Source organism: Streptomyces sp. NPDC029292, from assembly GCF_055569295.1.
Map to the genome: position 1 here is coordinate 154,371 of NZ_JBVHXR010000003.1, position 15,395 is coordinate 169,765.

Genomic DNA, 15,395 nt, shown 5'->3' on the forward strand with positions numbered 1-15,395 from the left:
GTCACGACTCATCCGTAACTCATCCGTAGACGAGGTACTCCTTCCGTACCCGCCGGAATGCGCTCAACTCGTCCTGCCAGGCCGCCACGACCTCGTCCGCCGTCGCCCCCGCGTCGATCATCGTGCGCACGCTCGTGGATCCGGTCAGCTTGTCGATCCAGTTGTCGGAGCGCCAACCGAAGTCGCTCCAGACCTTCTTGGCGGTCACGAGGAGGGCGATGCCGGTGCGTACCGGGTCGTACGCCGCCCGGTCGTGCACATGGATCTGTACGCCCCCGATGGTCTTGCCCTGGAACTTGGAGAAAGTCGGAGCGAAGTACGCCTCCCTGAAGTGCACGCCGGGCAGCCCGAGTTGCTCCACTTCCGCTGCCCACCGCCCGTCGATGCCCTCCGCGCCGAGCAGCTCGAACGGGCGGGTCGTGCCCCGCCCCTCCGACAGATTCGTCCCCTCGAAGAGACAGGTTCCCGAGTACACCAGGGCGCTGTCGGCCGTCGGCATGTTAGGGCTCGGCGGCACCCAGGGGAGGCCGGAGGCGTCGTAGAAATCCGACCGCTTCCAGCCCGACATCAGTACGGTCTCCAGGGGGACCGGCGTCGTCAGGAACTCCCCGTTGAACAGGCGCGCCAGCTCCGCCACCGTCATCCCGTGCGCCTGCGCGATGGGCTGCCGCCCGACGAACGTCGCGAACTCCTTGTGCAGCACGGGGCCCTGGGCCGCCCGCCCGGTCACCGGGTTCGGCCGGTCGAGCACCACGAAGCGCTTGCCCGCGAGCTGCGCTGCCTCCATGCAGTCGTACAGCGTCCAGATGTACGTGTAGAACCGGGCGCCCACGTCCTGGATGTCGAAGACGACGGTGTCGACGCCGGAGGCGGTGAAGATGTCGGCGAGGGGCCGGCCGCTCTTCAGGTACGTGTCGTAGACCGGCAGCCCGGTCGCCGGATCGTCGTAGCGGCCCTCGGAGCCGCCCGCCTGCGCGGTGCCGCGGAAGCCGTGCTCGGGGCCGAAGACGGCGATCAGGTTCACGCGGTCGTCGGCGTGCATGACGTCGACGATGTGGCGTACGTCCCGGGTCACGCCGGTCGGGTTCGTGACGATGCCGAGCCGCCGGCCGCGGAACGGGGCGTAGCCGTCCCCGGCGAGGCGCTCGAAGCCCGTGCGGAGCCGCTTGCCGCTGTCTTCGGCCGCCCCGGCCAGAACCGGTGTCAGAGCCGCGGTGGCCGTGCCGGCGACGAGCAGGGACCGTCTGGACAGGCGCATGGTGTGACCTCCGTGATCGCGGAAGGCTTGCATAAGCACGCTAAGCGCTCCCGCCGGTGGTTTGTAAGCTGCGGGGCCGCTGTGGCTTGTCGCGCCCACGCGGCGGAGCCGCATATGTCACAGCCCAGCGCCCCCTGCGGGGCGCGGTCGGCCCTTCCCTTGCAACATACCGACTGGTTAGTCTGGCGCTGCAGCAGAGCCGATTCGCGTCGCGTCGAAGGAGACCGATGGTGGAAGCCGTGCAGGATGCGGGAGTGGTTGTCACCGGAGCGGGGGGTGGCATCGGGGCCGCGCTGGCCCGTCGCTTCGCGGCCGAAGGGGCCCGGGTCGTCGTCAACGACCTGGATGCCGACAAGACCAAGGCCGTGGCCGACGAGATCGGCGGCATCGCGGTACCGGGCGACGCGTCCGCGATCGTGGCCGAGGCCCGGGACGCCCTCGGTGGCACGGTTGACGTCTACGTCGCCAACGCGGGCCTTGCCTCGGCCGGGTCCGAGGCGGCCGACGAAAAGGTCTGGGCGCTCGCCTGGGACGTCAACGTGATGGCGCACGTACGCGCCGCCCAGGAGCTGCTTCCGGCCTGGCTGGAGCGCGGCAGCGGCCGTTTCGTCTCCACCGTCTCGGCCGCCGGACTGCTCACCATGATCGGCGCGGCGCCCTACAGCGTCACCAAGCACGGCGCGTACGCCTTCGCCGAGTGGCTCTCGCTGACGTACCGCCACCGCGGTGTGAAGGTCCACGCGATCTGTCCGCAGGGCGTGCGCACCGACATGCTCGCGGCCACCGGCAGCGCGGGCGACCTCGTGCTCCAGCCGACCGCCATCGACCCGGACGACGTCGCCGACGCGCTCTTCAAGGGGATCGAGGAGGACCGCTTTCTGATCCTGCCGCACCCCGAGGTCGCCGGTTACTACCAGGTGCGGGCCGCCGACCCCGACCGCTGGCTGACGAACATGAACCACATCCAGCAGAAGTGGGAGGCGGGCCAGTGACCGTCTCGCACTACGCCGCCCAGCCCTGGCTGACCCTGCTCAACGAGGCCCAGAGCGCCCCGGTGAGCCCCGCAGACTCCCTCGTGCACGCCCTCCGTACCGTCGTGGCGGGAACCCCGGAGCGTACTGCCCTCGCCTACTTCGACGGACGGCTGAGCTACCGCGAGGTGGACGAGCTCAGCGACTCCGTCGCCGGGCACCTCGCCGCCCGCGGGCTGGAGCGCGGCGACCGGGTCGCGATCCTGCTGCAGAACTCCCCGCACTTCGTGCTCGCCCTGCTCGGAGCCTGGAAGGCGGGCGCGACCGTCGTTCCCGTCAACCCGATGTACAAGTCGGGCGAGGTCCGCCACGTGCTCCACGACGCGGAAGTGAGCGCCCTGGTGTGCTCGGACCGCGCGTGGGAGTCGTATCTGCGCGAGACGGCCGCCGACTCGCCCGTATGCATCGCGCTGACTGCATGTGAGTTGGATCTCCAAACTCGCAACGACGCGCGCGTGCTGAGTTTTGAGCGACTGCCGGTCGCCGAGGACGCCGACGACCTCGGCGCCGTCGCCCGGCAGGGCCACAAGGCCCCCGAGGGCCGTGACGCCGCCCCGTCCGACATCGCGCTGATCAGCTACACCTCAGGCACCAGCGGCACCCCCAAGGGGGCCACCAACACGCACGGCAACATCATGTACAACGCCGAGCGGCAGCGCACCGGACTCGGCCTGCCCGAGGCACCCGTGTACTTCGCGATGGCGCCGCTGTTCCACATCACCGGGATGGTCTGCCAGCTCGCCGCCTGCCTCAACAGCGCGGGCACACTCGTCCTCGCGTACCGCTTCGAGGCGGGGGTCGTCCTCGACGCGTTCGCCGAGCATCAGCCCGTGTACACGGTCGGCCCGTCGACCGCTTTCATGGCTCTGGCCGCGCACCCGGCGGTCACCCCCGACCACTTCTCCTCCTTCGTGAACATCTCCTCCGGCGGCGCCCCGCTGCCGCCCGCCCTGGTGGAGAAGTTCCGGGCCGGCTTCGGCCCCTACATCCGCAACGGCTACGGGCTCACGGAGTGCACCGCGCCCTGTGCTTCCGTGCCGCCCGGGCGGGAGGCTCCCGTCGACCCGGTCTCGGGGACGCTGGCCGTCGGCGTGCCGGGCCCCGACACGGTCGTACGCATCGTCGACGACCAGGGCCAGGAGGTGCCCTTCGGGGAGCAGGGCGAGATCGTCGTACGCGGGCCGCAGGTGATCCCCGGCTACTGGCGCCGCCCCGAGGCCACCGCCGAGACCTTCCCGGACGGCGAGCTGCGCACCGGCGACATCGGTTTCATGGACACCGAGGGCTGGCTCTACGTGGTCGACCGCAAGAAGGACATGATCAACGCGTCCGGCTTCAAGGTGTGGCCGCGTGAGGTCGAGGACGTCCTCTACACGCACCCCGCGGTCCGCGAGGCGGCCGTCGTCGGGATACCCGACGGCTACCGCGGAGAGACCGTGAAGGCGTACATCAGCCTGCGGCCGGGCGCCGAAGAGGACCCCGACGCGCTCGCCGCGTACTGCAAGGAGAGACTGGCCGCCTACAAATATCCGCGGCATGTGGAGATCCTGCCCGACTTGCCGAAGACGGCGAGTGGGAAGATCCTCCGTCGGGAACTGCGTTCCCGGCCCCAGGACTCTCAATAGACGACACGTTTCACCGGACAACACTCAGAAGGCAGGTGGCGGCAGTGCCCAGGACGACGGACGGCGACGGTACGCCCGTCCCGCAGCGGCTCTTGGCCGCCGCCACCCGGCTCTTCGCCGAGCAGGGATACGACCGCACCTCCGTGCAGGAGATCGTCGAGGCGGCGGGCGTCACCAAGGGGGCGCTGTACCACTACTTCGGCTCCAAGGACGACCTCCTGCACGAGGTGTACGCGCGTGTGCTGCGTATCCAGCAGGAGCGGCTGGACGCCTTCGCGGACTCCGACGCGCCCGTGGAGGAGCGGCTACGGGGTGCCGCGGCCGACGTGGTCGTCACGACGATCGACAATCTCGACGACGCGTCGATCTTCTTCCGGTCCATGCACCATCTCAGCCCCGAGAAGCACAAGCAGGTGCGCGCCGAGCGGCGCCGCTACCACGAGCGCTTCCGCGCGCTCGTCGAAGAGGGGCAGAAGAAGGGCGTCTTCTCCACGGCCACGCCCGCCGACCTGGTCGTCGACTACCACTTCGGCTCCGTGCACCACCTGTCGACGTGGTACCGCCCCGATGGCCCGCTCACTCCGCAAGAGGTCGCCGACCACCTGGCGGACTTGCTGCTGCGCGCGCTGCGTCCGTAGGGGGCGGGGGTTTTCTTCGCCCCTGCCGCCCTACCCGTCCCGTACGGGGGGCTGCGCCCCCAGACCCCCGCTATCGGCCTGAACGGCCTCGTCCTCAAACGCCGGACGGGCCAAGAACTCTTGGCCCGTCCGGCGTTTGATGTGCGGGTGTCCCGGCCAGTCACACGTACTTCTTGATCTCCCGGTGCGCCAGGGAGCGCTGGTGGACCTCGTCCGGACCGTCGGCGAGCTTCAGGGTGCGGGCGCTGGCCCACAGCTCGGCCAGGGGGAAGTCCTGGCTGACACCCCCTGCCCCGTGCAGCTGGACGGCCTTGTCGAGGATGTCGACAACCGTCCGAGGCGTGGCGATCTTGATGGCCTGGATCTCGGTGTGGGCACCCTTGTTGCCGACGGTGTCCATCATCCAGGCCGTCTTCAGCACAAGAAGCCGCAGCTGCTCGACGGCGACGCGTGCGTCGGCGATCCAGTTCTGGACCACACCCTGCTGGGCCAGCGGCTTGCCGAACGCCGTACGGGACACGGCCCGCTTGCACATCAGCTCGATCGCCCGCTCGGCCATACCGATGAGCCGCATGCAGTGGTGGATCCGGCCGGGCCCGAGCCGCGCCTGGGCGATGGCGAAGCCGCCGCCCTCCTCGCCGACCAGGTTGCTCACGGGGACCCGGACGTGGTCGAAAACGACCTCGGCGTGCCCGCCGTGGGAGTGGTCCTCGTACCCGTACACCTGCATGGCGCGCCGGACTTCGAGCCCCGGGGTGTCGCGGGGGACGAGCACCATGGACTGCTGGCGGCGGATGTCCGCGCCCTCAGGGTCGGTCTTGCCCATCACGATGAAGATCTTGCAGTCGGGGTTCATCGCCCCGGAGATGTACCACTTGCGGCCGGTGATGACGTACTCGTCGCCGTCCCGCTCGATGAGCGTGGTGATGTTGGTGGCGTCGGAGGAGGCGACCTCGGGCTCGGTCATCGCGAACGCCGAGCGGATCTCACCGGCGAGCAGCGGCTCCAGCCACTGCTTCTTCTGCTGCTCGTCGCCGAACTGCGTGAGCACCTCCATGTTGCCGGTGTCGGGCGCGGCGCAGTTCAGCGCGGTGGGCGCCAAGTGCGGGCTGCGGCCGGTGATTTCGGCGAGCGGCGCATACTGGAGGTTGGTGAGCCCGGCACCGTACTCGGAATCGGGGAGGAAGAGGTTCCACAGGCCCTGCCTGCGCGCCTCGGCCTTCAACTCCCCGACCACGGCGGGGGTGTCCCACGGCGAGGCCAGCCGCGCGCGCTGCTCCTCCGCGACGGCCTCCGCCGGATAGACGTACTCGTCCATGAAGGCGAGCAGCTTCCGGCGCAGCTCTTCGGTGCGCGCGTCGAATGCGAAGTCCATGGCGGATCAGCCTTCCTGAAGGGTGGTCAGGCCGTGCTCGATGAAGAAGGGGACCAGCTCGCCGATGCGGTCGAAGCCCGCGCCGACCGTCTGGCCCAGCGTGTACCGGTAGTGGATGCCCTCCAGGATCACGGCGAGCTTGAACCAGGCGAACGCCGTGTACCAGGAGACGGCGGACACGTCGCGCCCCGAGCGCGCGGCGTACCGCTCGACGATCTCGGCCGGGTCCGGGTGCCCGGCGGCCGAAGCGGTGGTGCTGATGGGGGAGTTGGGCAGGTCCAGGGGCGCGCTGTACATCACCAGCAGGCCCAGGTCGGTGAGCGGATCACCGAGCGTGGACATCTCCCAGTCCAGGATCGCCTTGATCCGGTCGTCCTCGCCGATCAGCACATTGTCGAGCCGGTAGTCGCCGTGCACGACGGCGGGCGCGGGGGAGTGCGGCAGCTCGCGTCCCAGGGCGGCGTGCAACTCGTCGATGCCCGCGAGCTCACGGTTCCTGGACGCGTCCAACTGCTTGCCCCAGCGTCGCAGTTGCCGGTCGAGGAAGCCCTCCGGCCGCCCGAAGTCCGCGAGACCCACCTCGGCGGGGTCCACGGCGTGCAGCTCGACGAGCGTGTCGACCAGGCCGAGCACGGCGTCGCGGGTGCGCTCCGGGCCGAGCGGGGCGAGCTGCTCGGCGGTGCGGTACGGCGTGCCCTCCACGAACTCCATGACGTAGAAGGGGGATCCCAGCACCGACTCGTCCTCGCACAGCAGCACCGGGTGAGGCACCGGCACGGCCGTCGGGTGCAGCGCGCTGATCACCCGGTGCTCGCGCTTCATGTCGTGCGCGGTGGCCAGCACATGCCCGAGCGGAGGCCGTCGTACGACCCACTTCGTGGCGCCGTCCGTGACCGCGTACGTGAGGTTCGACCGTCCGCCCTCGATCAGCCGGCCGGTCAGCGGGCCGTTCACCAGTCCGGGCCGCTCGCTGTCGAGCAGGCCGCGCAACCGGTCGAGATCGAGACCTGGCGGGTGGTCCGGGCTCATCATTGCTCCTACGCACTCGGAAACGGGACGTGAACCATGATGCCGACCGGTCGGTATGTCGTCCAGAGAGTATGCGAAACGTGATCGGCGTCTCCCCCGGAGTCAAGGAAACCGGGGAAGACGCCGAGGGCAGGTCTGCCTGGTGGCCGTCCTAGTGGTCGTCCCAGTGCCCCTCGTGCTCGGCGTGCCGGTGGCCGTCGTGCAGATAGTCGAGGTGGTCGCCGTGCTCGACGGCGCGGTGCCCGCAGCCGTCGCCGTGCCGGTGGCCGTGCTCGTCGTGGGCGATGTGACCGTTCGGCTCGCACTCGTCCCAGTGTCCGGAGTGCTCCCGGTGCAGATGTCCGTCGTGCGCGTAGTCGGTGTGGTCGCCGTGCTGCACCTCGGTGTGACCGCAGTCCGGGCCGTGGGTGTGCTGGTGGGCGGAGTGCTCCAGGTGGAGGGTGGTCATGGTGCTCACCTTCGGAAGTGGGGTGGAGTGACGGCTCAGGCTAGCGTCATAAAGTGCCGCAAATCCGGCTATTCCGACTTGCGTGCCGTCCGAGTACCTCGGAGGGTCGATGCCATGAAGGCGATCAGCCACGGCCGGTACGGCGGTGAGCCCGCTGAGACTGCTCAGCCCGCTCAGCCCGTACGGCCTGTAGAGCCCGGAGAGTACGTAGAGCCCTCGAAACCGGCAGGATCTTCAGAACACCAGCGCTGCCGCGCACACGGCCAGTGCCACCGTGCACAGGGTCGCCGCCGTCGCGTGCCGGGGCGAGAGCGCCGGCGGGCCGCCCATGCCGCTGGCCGCGAGGACGCGGATGCGGCGGTGGGCGACGGCCAGGAAACCCAGCCAGAGCGCGCAGCACAGGGCGCAGGCCAGGACTCCGGCCACCGACCGGCCGCTGTGCAGCGCCGTCTTCGTGGCGAGCAGGGCGGCGACGGTGCTTGCCAGGGTCGTACGGCGCCACGCGAGCCGGGTACGTTCCGGTTGCAGGCCCGGGTCCCGTTCCCGGGCCGGCGTGGTCATCCTTCCCAGCCGACGAGTACGACGACGACCATCGCGACGGCTACGACCGCGACGGCGATGCTCAGCACGGCCGGGAAGCGGGACACCGGCAGGTCTTCCCCTCTGCGCATCGCCCTCTCGCACCGCACCCAGTGATTGACGGCGCGGAGCGAGCAGAGGACGCCTGCCGCGAGCAGGGCCAGTGCCAGGCCCACCCGCCAGGCCCAGCGCAGGTCCGGCAGGAACTGGTCCACGGCGAAGCCGCCGCCGATGAGTGCCATGGCTGTCCGCAGCCATGCCAGGAAGGTCCGCTCATTCGCCAGCGAGAACCGGTAGTCGGGGGTTCCGCCTTCCTCCCGGACCTCCTGGGGCGCAAACCACAACCGGACATTCCGCACGAGTTCGATCACGCCGAGACCATACCGGTCGTGGGTTTCCCGTCCTTCTGGGCCTCCGCCCCGGACCCCGCTCCATTTCAGCCCGTCCGGCATTTGGTGGACGAGCGCGCCAGCGCGATACGGGGGCCTGGCGGAGCCCCCAGGTACGGGAAGGGCAGGGGCGGCGGGGGCGAAAAACGCCCCACCGTCACCCCCGCGCCCGATAGTCCTTCAGCCGCTCATACGCCGCCAGCCCGTCCGGGACCCAGGTCCAGTCGGCCAGGTGGCGTTCCACCTGGTCCTCGGTGAGGAAGTCGTGCCAGGCGACTTCCTCGACCTGGGGGTCCACGGGAAGGTCGCAGCGGACTTCGTAGACGGAGGACCACCAGGTCTGCCCGGCGCCGTTGTCGTACAGGAACTTGAAGAGGGGAACGGGCCGCGGAAGCCCGGAGACGCCGAGTTCCTCCTCGGCCTCGCGGAGGGCCGCGTCGTCGTACGACTCGCCCGCACCCACGACGCCGCCGACGAACATGTCGTACAGGGAGGGAAAGACGAGCTTGGTGGGCGTGCGGCGATGGACGAAGACCCGGCCCTCGGCATCCCGGGCCTGGATGAACACGGCCCGGTGGCGCAGACCACGGGCGTACGCCTCCCCGCGCGGGGACTGCCCGATCACCTGGTCGTTCTCGTCCACGATGTCGAGGATCTCGTCAGCGGCACTCATGCCCCCATCCAAGCAGCCCCGGGCCCACCACGAGCGGCACGGAAGCACACACGGCAGGGACCGAGGCACACACGGCAGGGACCGAGGCACACGAAACCGGCACCGACCGGCACCGCCCCAAACGCCTCGCCCCTGCCCCCTCAATGCGGCTGAAGATCCCGCGAAGGCTCCGTCTTCGACGCCCCCCGCGGCATGGCCGGGTGCAACCCGAGCAGCACGATCCCCGCCACGACGGCCGCGAGCCCCGCCGCCTGCCAGGCCAGCGCCCCCGCGTCGGTGCGCAGCCGGTCCCCGAGGAACCCCACGCCACAGACGATCCCGGCCAGCGGCTGGGCCGCGGTGAGGGCGGGCAGCGACATCCGCAGCGGCGCCGTCTCGAAGGCGCTCTGCACCAGCACCAGGCCGGTCACACCGAGCACCAGCACGGCGTACGGCTGCCAGCCGGTGACCAGTTCGGTCCAGCCGCCCTCGCCGAACCGCTGCCCGCTGACCCGGGTGAGCGCGTCCTGTACGCCGTACAGGAGCCCGGCGGCCAGCGAGAGGAGCACGGGCCCGGAGCTCAGCCGGGACCGCTTCGCGTAGGTGGTGAGCAGCAGCGCGAGGCCCACCATGACCCCGATGATCAGCCAGTGCCGGAGGGGATTGGTGACGGCGTCGCCGCCCTGCGGCTGTCCGGCCACGATGAACGCCGTGACACCGCCCGCGAGCAGCGCGAGCCCGGCCCAGCCCTGCCGGCCCAGCGACTGCTTGGTCTGGTGGCGGGAGAGGGCCAGCGCGAAGAGCAGGTTCGTCGCGAGGAGCGGTTCCACCAGGGAGACCTCGCCCTTGCCCAGGGCGATCGCGCCGAGGGCCATGCCGCACACCATGAGGCCGATGCCGCCCAGCCAGCGCGGTACCCGGATGAGGTCGAGCAGCAGGCGGGGGGAGAGGAAGTCGCTCAGCGGGGCGTGCGAGGCGGCGTTCTGCTGGAGCACGAAGCCGAAGCCCAGACAGCAGGCCGCGCTCACGGCAAGGACCAGAACGAGAACCGACACGCTGTGTACCTCGAGACGTCGGGAGGGTCACGGGTGCGTATCCCGCCGACTGTAGTGCCATGGACGGGGGCCTGCCCCCGGGAGTACCGGGAACCAGGCAGTTGACTCGGTCACTCTTCTTGCCGAAGGATCTGACCGATCAGTAACAAGGCGTGGTCGACCATCACCGTCAACCACCACCAATGTCTCATCAACCAGCGACGTTGCCGATCGGTACGTGACAAACCTCATGACAGTCCTCATGAAAGCCCTCACGGCCGACGCCGATCCGGCCGTCGGTATGCCGAGAGGACGGGCCCATGGCCTACGACGCAGATGTGATCGTCATCGGAGCGGGCCTCGCGGGGCTCGCGGCGACCGCGGAGCTCGTCGACGCGGGCCGCAAGGTGATCCTCCTCGACCAGGAGCCGGAGCAGTCGATCGGCGGCCAGGCGCACTGGTCCTTCGGCGGGCTCTTCTTCGTCGACTCTCCTGAACAGCGCCGCATGCGGATCAAGGACAGCCACGCGCTCGCCCTCCAGGACTGGATGGGCACGGCCGCCTTCGACCGCCCCGAGGACCACTGGCCGCGTCAATGGGCCGAGGCGTACGTGGACTTCGCGGCCGGCGAGAAGCGTCCCTGGCTGCACAAGCAGGGCGTCCGCTTCTTCCCGGTGGTGGGCTGGGCCGAGCGCGGCGGCTACGACGCCAACGGGCACGGGAACTCGGTGCCGCGCTTCCACATCACCTGGGGGACCGGGCCCGGTCTGGTCGCCCCCTTCGAGCGGCGGGTGCGGGCCGGGGTCGCCCGCGGTCTCGTACAGCTCAAGTTCCGCCACCGCGTCACCGGTCTGTCCCGCAGCGCGGGCGCGGTCGACACGGTCACCGGCGAGATCCTGGAGCCGTCCGGCATCGAGCGCGGGCAGGCCAGCAGCCGGGCGGTCAGCGGCGCCTTCGAGCTCAAGGCGCAGGCGGTGATCGTCACTTCGGGCGGTATCGGCGGCAACCACGACCTCGTACGCGCCAACTGGCCCGAGCGGCTGGGCAATCCGCCCGAGAAGATGATCGCCGGTGTGCCCGCGCACGTCGACGGCAAGATGCTGGCGATCGCCGAGGAGACCGGCGCGCACCTCATCAACCGCGACCGCATGTGGCACTACACCGAGGGCATCCAGAACTGGAACCCCATCTGGGAGAACCACGGCATCCGCATCCTGCCGGGCCCGTCCTCCCTCTGGCTCGACGCGCGCGGCAACCGGCTGCCGGTGCCGCTGTTCCCCGGCTTCGACACCCTCGGCACGCTCGAACACATCATGAAGACCGGGTACGACTACACGTGGTTCGTGCTCGACCAGAAGATCATCGGCAAGGAGTTCGCGCTCTCGGGCTCCGAGCAGAACCCCGACCTGACCGGTAAGTCGATCAAGGACGTCATCGGGCGGGCACGCGCCGATGTGCCGGGGCCGGTCAAGGCGTTCATGGACAACGGCGCGGACTTCGTCGTCGAGAAGGACCTGGGAGCGCTCGTACGCGGGATGAACGCGCTCACCAAGGAGCCGCTCATCGACGAGGCGGAGCTGCGCCGCGTGATCGTCGCGCGCGACCGGGAGATAGCCAACCCGTTCACCAAGGACCTTCAGGTGACGGCGATTCACGGCGCCCGCAGGTTCCTCGGCGACAAGCTGATCCGTACGGCGTCCCCGCACCGCATCCTCGACCCCAAGGCGGGCCCGCTGATCGCCGTCCGCCTCAACATCCTCACCCGCAAGACCCTCGGCGGCCTGGAGACCGACCTCTCCTCGCGCGTGCTGACCGAGGGCGGGGACCCGCTGGAGGGCGTGTACGCGGCGGGGGAGGCCGCCGGGTTCGGCGGCGGCGGAGTCCACGGCTACCGCTCCCTCGAAGGAACGTTCCTCGGCGGCTGCCTGTTCTCCGGGCGTACGGCGGGGCGGGCGGCGGCCAAGGCGGTGAGCTGACCCCGCGATGGCGTGGCGGGTCGCGGGACCAACTCCGCGGCCCGCAGGGGTGGTTGACACGTGCAGCGACATGCTCGGCCCTTGACTGAAAGTGTTGGCGAGGAGTTTGCTGTGCGCGATCACTCCCTGACGAACCGCGCCTGTGAGGATGTCCCGCGGTGTCACCACCCCCGCTTCCCCCGGGCCGCGGTCACAAGCGCGCGGACCGGGAGTTCGACGCCGCGTTCGACGCCGCGCTCGACGACGCCGAACGCGTCGTCGCACGCGCCTCGTTGAAGCAGGGGCGGTAAACCGGACATCCGAAAGGACAACCCCGCGATGACGACGGGCAGTTCGAGTACCTCGAGAACGGGCAGACCGGCCGCCGACGGCGGCATCAGCACTTCCAAGGGACAGGGCCGCGCGCTGCGCGCCGACCGGCTGGGCACGGGGGGTCTGCTGCTGTCCGTCCTGGCGGCGACCGCCCCGCTCATGGTGGTCGCGGGTGTCATGCCCACCACATTCGCGGTGATGGGCATCGTCGGGCAGCCGCTGCTCTTCGTCATCCTCGGCGTGGTCCTGGCGCTCTTCAGCGTCGGGTACGCCGAGATGAGCCGCCACGTCCACAACGCGGGCGCCTTCTACGCGTACATATCGCGCGGCCTCGGCGGCACCGCGGGCTCGGCCGCCGCGCTGGTCGCGCTCGTCGCCTACAACGCCCTCCAGGTGGGCATCTACGGCATCTTCGGCTTCGAGGTGTCCGGGCTGTCCTCCACCTACCTCGACCTCGAAGTCGCCTGGTGGATACCGGCGTTGGCGGCCGTGCTCGTCGTCGGCGCACTCGGCTGGCTGAAGATCGACGTCAACGCGCGCGTGCTGGGCGTGCTGCTGGTCATCGAGGTGGCCCTCGTCGTCATCTTCGACATCGCCGCGGTCGCCGACCCGGCGAAGCAGGGCCTGTCGCTGCACGCCTTCAACCCGGACACCCTCACCGGCGCCGGAGTCGGCACCGCGCTGTGCTTCTGCATCGCGGCCTTCCTCGGCTTCGAACAGGCCCCCGTGTACGCCGAGGAGACCAGCAGGCCGCACATTCTGGTGCCGCGCGTGATGTTCCTCGCCGTCACCGGCGTCGCCGTCTTCTTCGCCCTCAGCTGCTGGGCGCTCACCGTGGCCACCGGCCCCTCCGGCATCGTCGGCGCCTCCCAGAAGCAGAGCGCGGGCCTGCTCTTCTTCCTCACCGAGTCGCGGCTCGGCGGCACCTTCACGGACGTCCTGCACATCCTGTTCGTGACCGGCATGTTCGCGGCGCTGCTCAGCTTCCACAACGTCGTCGCCCGGTACGCCTTCGCCATGGGCCGCGAGGGGCTGCTGCCCGCCGCCTTCGGCCGGACCACGGGCACGAGCGGCGCGCCCGGCACGGGCTCGCTCCTCCAGACCGTCCTCTCCCTGGTCGTCGTGATCGCCTTCGCGGTCGCCGACGACAAGCCGACCGGCGACCCGACCGCGCCCGTACTGCACCTGTTCACCTGGGGCGGCAACATCGGCGCGTTCGGCGTCATCCTGCTGATGGCGGCCGCCTCGCTCTCCGTCATCGTCTTCTTCGTCCGCCGCGGCGCCGCGCGGGCCCAGGCCTGGCGCCTGGCCACGTCCGCGATCGCGGGCATCGCCCTCCTGATCATCGGGGTCTACACGGTCAAGGACTTCGACGTCCTGGTCGGGGCGGGACCGGGCTCCTCACTGAGCTGGGGGCTGCCCGCCTTCATCGGAGCCGCCCTGGTCGTCGGCGTGATCCAGGGCCTGGTGCTGCGCTCCCGCAATCCCGAGGCGCATGCCCGGATCGGGCTCGGCAACGAGGCGTTCCAGCTGGACAAGGAGGCCGAGTCCGCTTCCTGAAGCGTCCTACCTGGAGTGTGCCTTCTTGAACAGCGAGTAAGAAGTGATGACGGAACGCTGACGGGCACCCGCCCCCGCTGGCTTTTTGGGTGTCGCGGGTGCTCGAATCAGTGTGTGAACCCTGAACCGTCCGAAGAGCCGGGCCCGGAGCGACCCGAGGAGCGCGGAGCGCCGGTCGGCCGCCGGGTCTTTCTCGGCACCCTCGGACTCGGCGCGCTCGGCGTGCTCGCCGCGCCCACGCTCCAGCGCGGCCTCGAATCCTTCCTCGCCGGTGCCTCCGACAAGGACCCCACGGGCCTGACCGGTCTGCTGCCCAACGGGGGCGGCTTCCGCTACTACTCGGTGGCGTCCTCCGTCCCGCACAAGGGCGAGGTGAACTACCGGCTCACCGTCGACGGTCTGGTCGACCACCCTCAGACGTACACCCTGGCCGACCTGCGGGCGCTGCCCCAGACGCGTCTCGTGCACGACGTCCAGTGCGTCACGGGCTGGCGGGTGCCGGGCACGCCCTTCGAGGGGGTGCGCCTGTCCCACCTCCTCGACGCCGCGGGAGTACGGTCCTCGGCCGGAGCCATCCGGTTCACCTGCTTCGACGGGACGTACACGGAGAGCCTGACCCTGGACCAGGCCCGCCGCGCCGACGTCCTGATCGCGCTTCGCATGCAGGACAAGCCCCTCGGCCACAACCACGGCGGCCCCGTCCGCCTCTACGTAGCCCCCATGTACTTCTACAAGTCCGCCAAGTGGCTCTCCGGCATCACCGTCACCGAGGACGTCCGTCCCGGGTACTGGGAGGACCGGGGCTACGACGTGGACGCGTGGGTGGGCCGTTCGAACGGACGTGACGATGCACCCACGAGTTGACGACACCCCGGCGGTGTCCCCGCACTCCTCCCGCGTACGGCGCTTCGGCCGCGCCGAGCGCTGGGTGCACCGCGTGACCGCGCTGCTGATGGGCGTGTGCGTGGCGACCGCGGCGTGCCTGTACATCCCCGAGTTCGCTCAACTCGTGGGCCGCCGTGAGCTCGTGGTCCGGGTCCACGAGTGGGCCGGCCTGATGCTCCCCGTGCCGGTCCTGGCGGGCCTGGCCTCCCGCGCCTTCCGCGCCGACCTGGGCTTCCTGAACCGCTTCGGGCCGCACGACCGGGTGTGGCTGCGTGCGGCCCTGCGGCGTGACAAGCGAGCGCAGTCCCGGCCGGCGGGCAAGTTCAACGCCGGACAGAAGGTCTACGCGGCCTGGATCGCCGGGGCCACGCTGGTGATGCTGGGCACGGGCCTGCTGATGTGGTTCACCCACCTCACTCCGCTGATGTGGCGCACCTCGGCGACGTTCGTCCACGACTGGCTGGCGTTGACGATCGGCATCGTCCTCGCGGGGCACATCGGCATGGCCCTCGGGGACCCGGAGGCCCGCCGGGGGCTGCGGACCGGGTCGGTGAGCCGGGAGTGGGCGGATCGGGAGCATCCGCTCTGGCGCCCTTGACCAGGT

General features: G+C 70.3%; 16 protein-coding genes. 8 read left to right on the plus strand and 8 right to left on the minus strand.

Features of this window, described 5'->3' with window-relative positions; all coding sequences use genetic code 11:
- Positions 1 to 19: 19 nt before the first annotated feature.
- Complete coding sequence (locus ACZ4WS_RS08935; RefSeq protein WP_467978579.1) at positions 20 to 1,258, minus strand: exo-beta-N-acetylmuramidase NamZ family protein; 1,239 nt, start codon at positions 1,256 to 1,258, stop codon at positions 20 to 22.
- 227 nt (positions 1,259 to 1,485) lie between these two features.
- Here ACZ4WS_RS08935 and ACZ4WS_RS08940 point away from each other — a divergent pair, with 227 nt between their 5' ends.
- The 3 genes from ACZ4WS_RS08940 to ACZ4WS_RS08950 are packed head-to-tail and all read left to right on the plus strand — an operon-like array spanning position 1,486 to position 4,552.
- Positions 1,486 to 2,250: an SDR family oxidoreductase gene (locus tag ACZ4WS_RS08940; protein ID WP_467978581.1), complete on the plus strand. Its 765-nt coding sequence runs from the start codon at positions 1,486 to 1,488 to the stop codon at positions 2,248 to 2,250.
- Positions 2,247 to 3,914 carry a class I adenylate-forming enzyme family protein gene (locus tag ACZ4WS_RS08945; RefSeq protein WP_467978583.1) on the plus strand — a complete coding sequence of 556 codons (1,668 nt, stop codon included), beginning with the start codon at positions 2,247 to 2,249 and terminating at the stop codon, positions 3,912 to 3,914. Before ACZ4WS_RS08940 ends, ACZ4WS_RS08945 begins: the two co-directional genes overlap by 4 nt.
- Positions 3,915 to 3,958: 44 nt before the next feature.
- Positions 3,959 to 4,552 carry a TetR/AcrR family transcriptional regulator gene (locus tag ACZ4WS_RS08950; protein WP_467978585.1) on the plus strand — a complete coding sequence of 198 codons (594 nt, stop codon included), beginning with the start codon at positions 3,959 to 3,961 and terminating at the stop codon, positions 4,550 to 4,552.
- A 160-nt stretch (positions 4,553 to 4,712) separates the two neighbouring features.
- Here the strand turns inward: ACZ4WS_RS08950 and ACZ4WS_RS08955 are convergent, their stop codons facing one another.
- The 7 genes from ACZ4WS_RS08955 to ACZ4WS_RS08985 form a co-directional block, all read right to left on the minus strand.
- On the minus strand, positions 4,713 to 5,927 hold the full coding sequence (locus tag ACZ4WS_RS08955; RefSeq protein ID WP_467978587.1) for an acyl-CoA dehydrogenase family protein: 1,215 nt from the start codon (positions 5,925 to 5,927) through the stop codon (positions 4,713 to 4,715).
- Positions 5,928 to 5,933: 6 nt separating this feature from the next.
- Complete coding sequence (locus tag ACZ4WS_RS08960) at positions 5,934 to 6,956, minus strand: phosphotransferase family protein (RefSeq protein ID WP_467978589.1); 1,023 nt, start codon at positions 6,954 to 6,956, stop codon at positions 5,934 to 5,936.
- A gap of 151 nt (positions 6,957 to 7,107) precedes the next feature.
- Positions 7,108 to 7,404, minus strand: a complete 297-nt coding sequence (locus ACZ4WS_RS08965) for a hypothetical protein (RefSeq protein WP_467978591.1) — start codon at positions 7,402 to 7,404, stop codon at positions 7,108 to 7,110.
- Positions 7,405 to 7,638: 234 nt separating this feature from the next.
- Entirely contained in the window at positions 7,639 to 7,965 is a 327-nt protein-coding gene (locus ACZ4WS_RS08970) for a DUF202 domain-containing protein (protein WP_467978593.1), read from the minus strand.
- Entirely contained in the window at positions 7,962 to 8,354 is a 393-nt protein-coding gene (locus ACZ4WS_RS08975; protein WP_467978595.1) for a YidH family protein, read from the minus strand. Before ACZ4WS_RS08975 ends, ACZ4WS_RS08970 begins: the two co-directional genes overlap by 4 nt.
- Before the next feature lie 175 nt (positions 8,355 to 8,529).
- Positions 8,530 to 9,045 carry an NUDIX hydrolase gene (locus tag ACZ4WS_RS08980; protein ID WP_467978597.1) on the minus strand — a complete coding sequence of 172 codons (516 nt, stop codon included), beginning with the start codon at positions 9,043 to 9,045 and terminating at the stop codon, positions 8,530 to 8,532.
- A 140-nt stretch (positions 9,046 to 9,185) separates the two neighbouring features.
- A complete protein-coding gene (locus tag ACZ4WS_RS08985; protein WP_467978598.1) occupies positions 9,186 to 10,079 on the minus strand; it encodes a DMT family transporter in 894 nt (297 codons plus the stop codon).
- A 299-nt stretch (positions 10,080 to 10,378) separates the two neighbouring features.
- On the opposite strand from ACZ4WS_RS08985, the gene ACZ4WS_RS08990 reads away from it, so the two are divergent.
- From ACZ4WS_RS08990 to ACZ4WS_RS09010, 5 genes are all read left to right on the plus strand, one after another.
- Positions 10,379 to 12,034, plus strand: coding sequence for an FAD-binding dehydrogenase (locus ACZ4WS_RS08990; protein WP_467978600.1), 1,656 nt, complete (start codon positions 10,379 to 10,381; stop codon positions 12,032 to 12,034).
- Between the two features lie 158 nt (positions 12,035 to 12,192).
- The gene (locus ACZ4WS_RS08995) at positions 12,193 to 12,324 is read left to right on the plus strand and encodes a hypothetical protein (protein WP_467978602.1); all 132 of its coding nucleotides are present in this window, start codon (positions 12,193 to 12,195) and stop codon (positions 12,322 to 12,324) included.
- A gap of 28 nt (positions 12,325 to 12,352) precedes the next feature.
- On the plus strand, positions 12,353 to 13,906 hold the full coding sequence (locus ACZ4WS_RS09000; protein WP_467978604.1) for an APC family permease: 1,554 nt from the start codon (positions 12,353 to 12,355) through the stop codon (positions 13,904 to 13,906).
- 114 nt (positions 13,907 to 14,020) lie between these two features.
- Positions 14,021 to 14,770: a molybdopterin-dependent oxidoreductase gene (locus tag ACZ4WS_RS09005; RefSeq protein ID WP_467978605.1), complete on the plus strand. Its 750-nt coding sequence runs from the start codon at positions 14,021 to 14,023 to the stop codon at positions 14,768 to 14,770.
- A complete protein-coding gene (locus ACZ4WS_RS09010) occupies positions 14,754 to 15,389 on the plus strand; it encodes a cytochrome b/b6 domain-containing protein (protein ID WP_467978607.1) in 636 nt (211 codons plus the stop codon). The genes ACZ4WS_RS09005 and ACZ4WS_RS09010 overlap by 17 nt, the downstream gene beginning before the upstream one ends.
- Positions 15,390 to 15,395: the final 6 nt, after the last annotated feature.

Bases quoted from the DNA above. Each gene is read 5' to 3' on its own strand.
- ACZ4WS_RS08935 (WP_467978579.1), bottom strand. From the start codon at position 1,258: ATGCGCCTGTCCAGACGGTCCCTGCTCGTCGCCGGCACGGCCACCGCG.
- ACZ4WS_RS08990 (WP_467978600.1), top strand. From the start codon at position 10,379: ATGGCCTACGACGCAGATGTGATCGTCATCGGAGCGGGCCTCGCGGGG.
- ACZ4WS_RS08980 (WP_467978597.1), bottom strand. From the start codon at position 9,045: ATGAGTGCCGCTGACGAGATCCTCGACATCGTGGACGAGAACGACCAG.
- ACZ4WS_RS08940 (WP_467978581.1), top strand. From the start codon at position 1,486: ATGGTGGAAGCCGTGCAGGATGCGGGAGTGGTTGTCACCGGAGCGGGG.
- ACZ4WS_RS09000 (WP_467978604.1), top strand. From the start codon at position 12,353: ATGACGACGGGCAGTTCGAGTACCTCGAGAACGGGCAGACCGGCCGCC.
- ACZ4WS_RS09010 (WP_467978607.1), top strand. From the start codon at position 14,754: ATGCACCCACGAGTTGACGACACCCCGGCGGTGTCCCCGCACTCCTCC.
- ACZ4WS_RS08955 (WP_467978587.1), bottom strand. From the start codon at position 5,927: ATGGACTTCGCATTCGACGCGCGCACCGAAGAGCTGCGCCGGAAGCTG.
- ACZ4WS_RS08960 (WP_467978589.1), bottom strand. From the start codon at position 6,956: ATGAGCCCGGACCACCCGCCAGGTCTCGATCTCGACCGGTTGCGCGGC.
- ACZ4WS_RS08965 (WP_467978591.1), bottom strand. From the start codon at position 7,404: ATGACCACCCTCCACCTGGAGCACTCCGCCCACCAGCACACCCACGGC.
- ACZ4WS_RS08970 (WP_467978593.1), bottom strand. From the start codon at position 7,965: ATGACCACGCCGGCCCGGGAACGGGACCCGGGCCTGCAACCGGAACGT.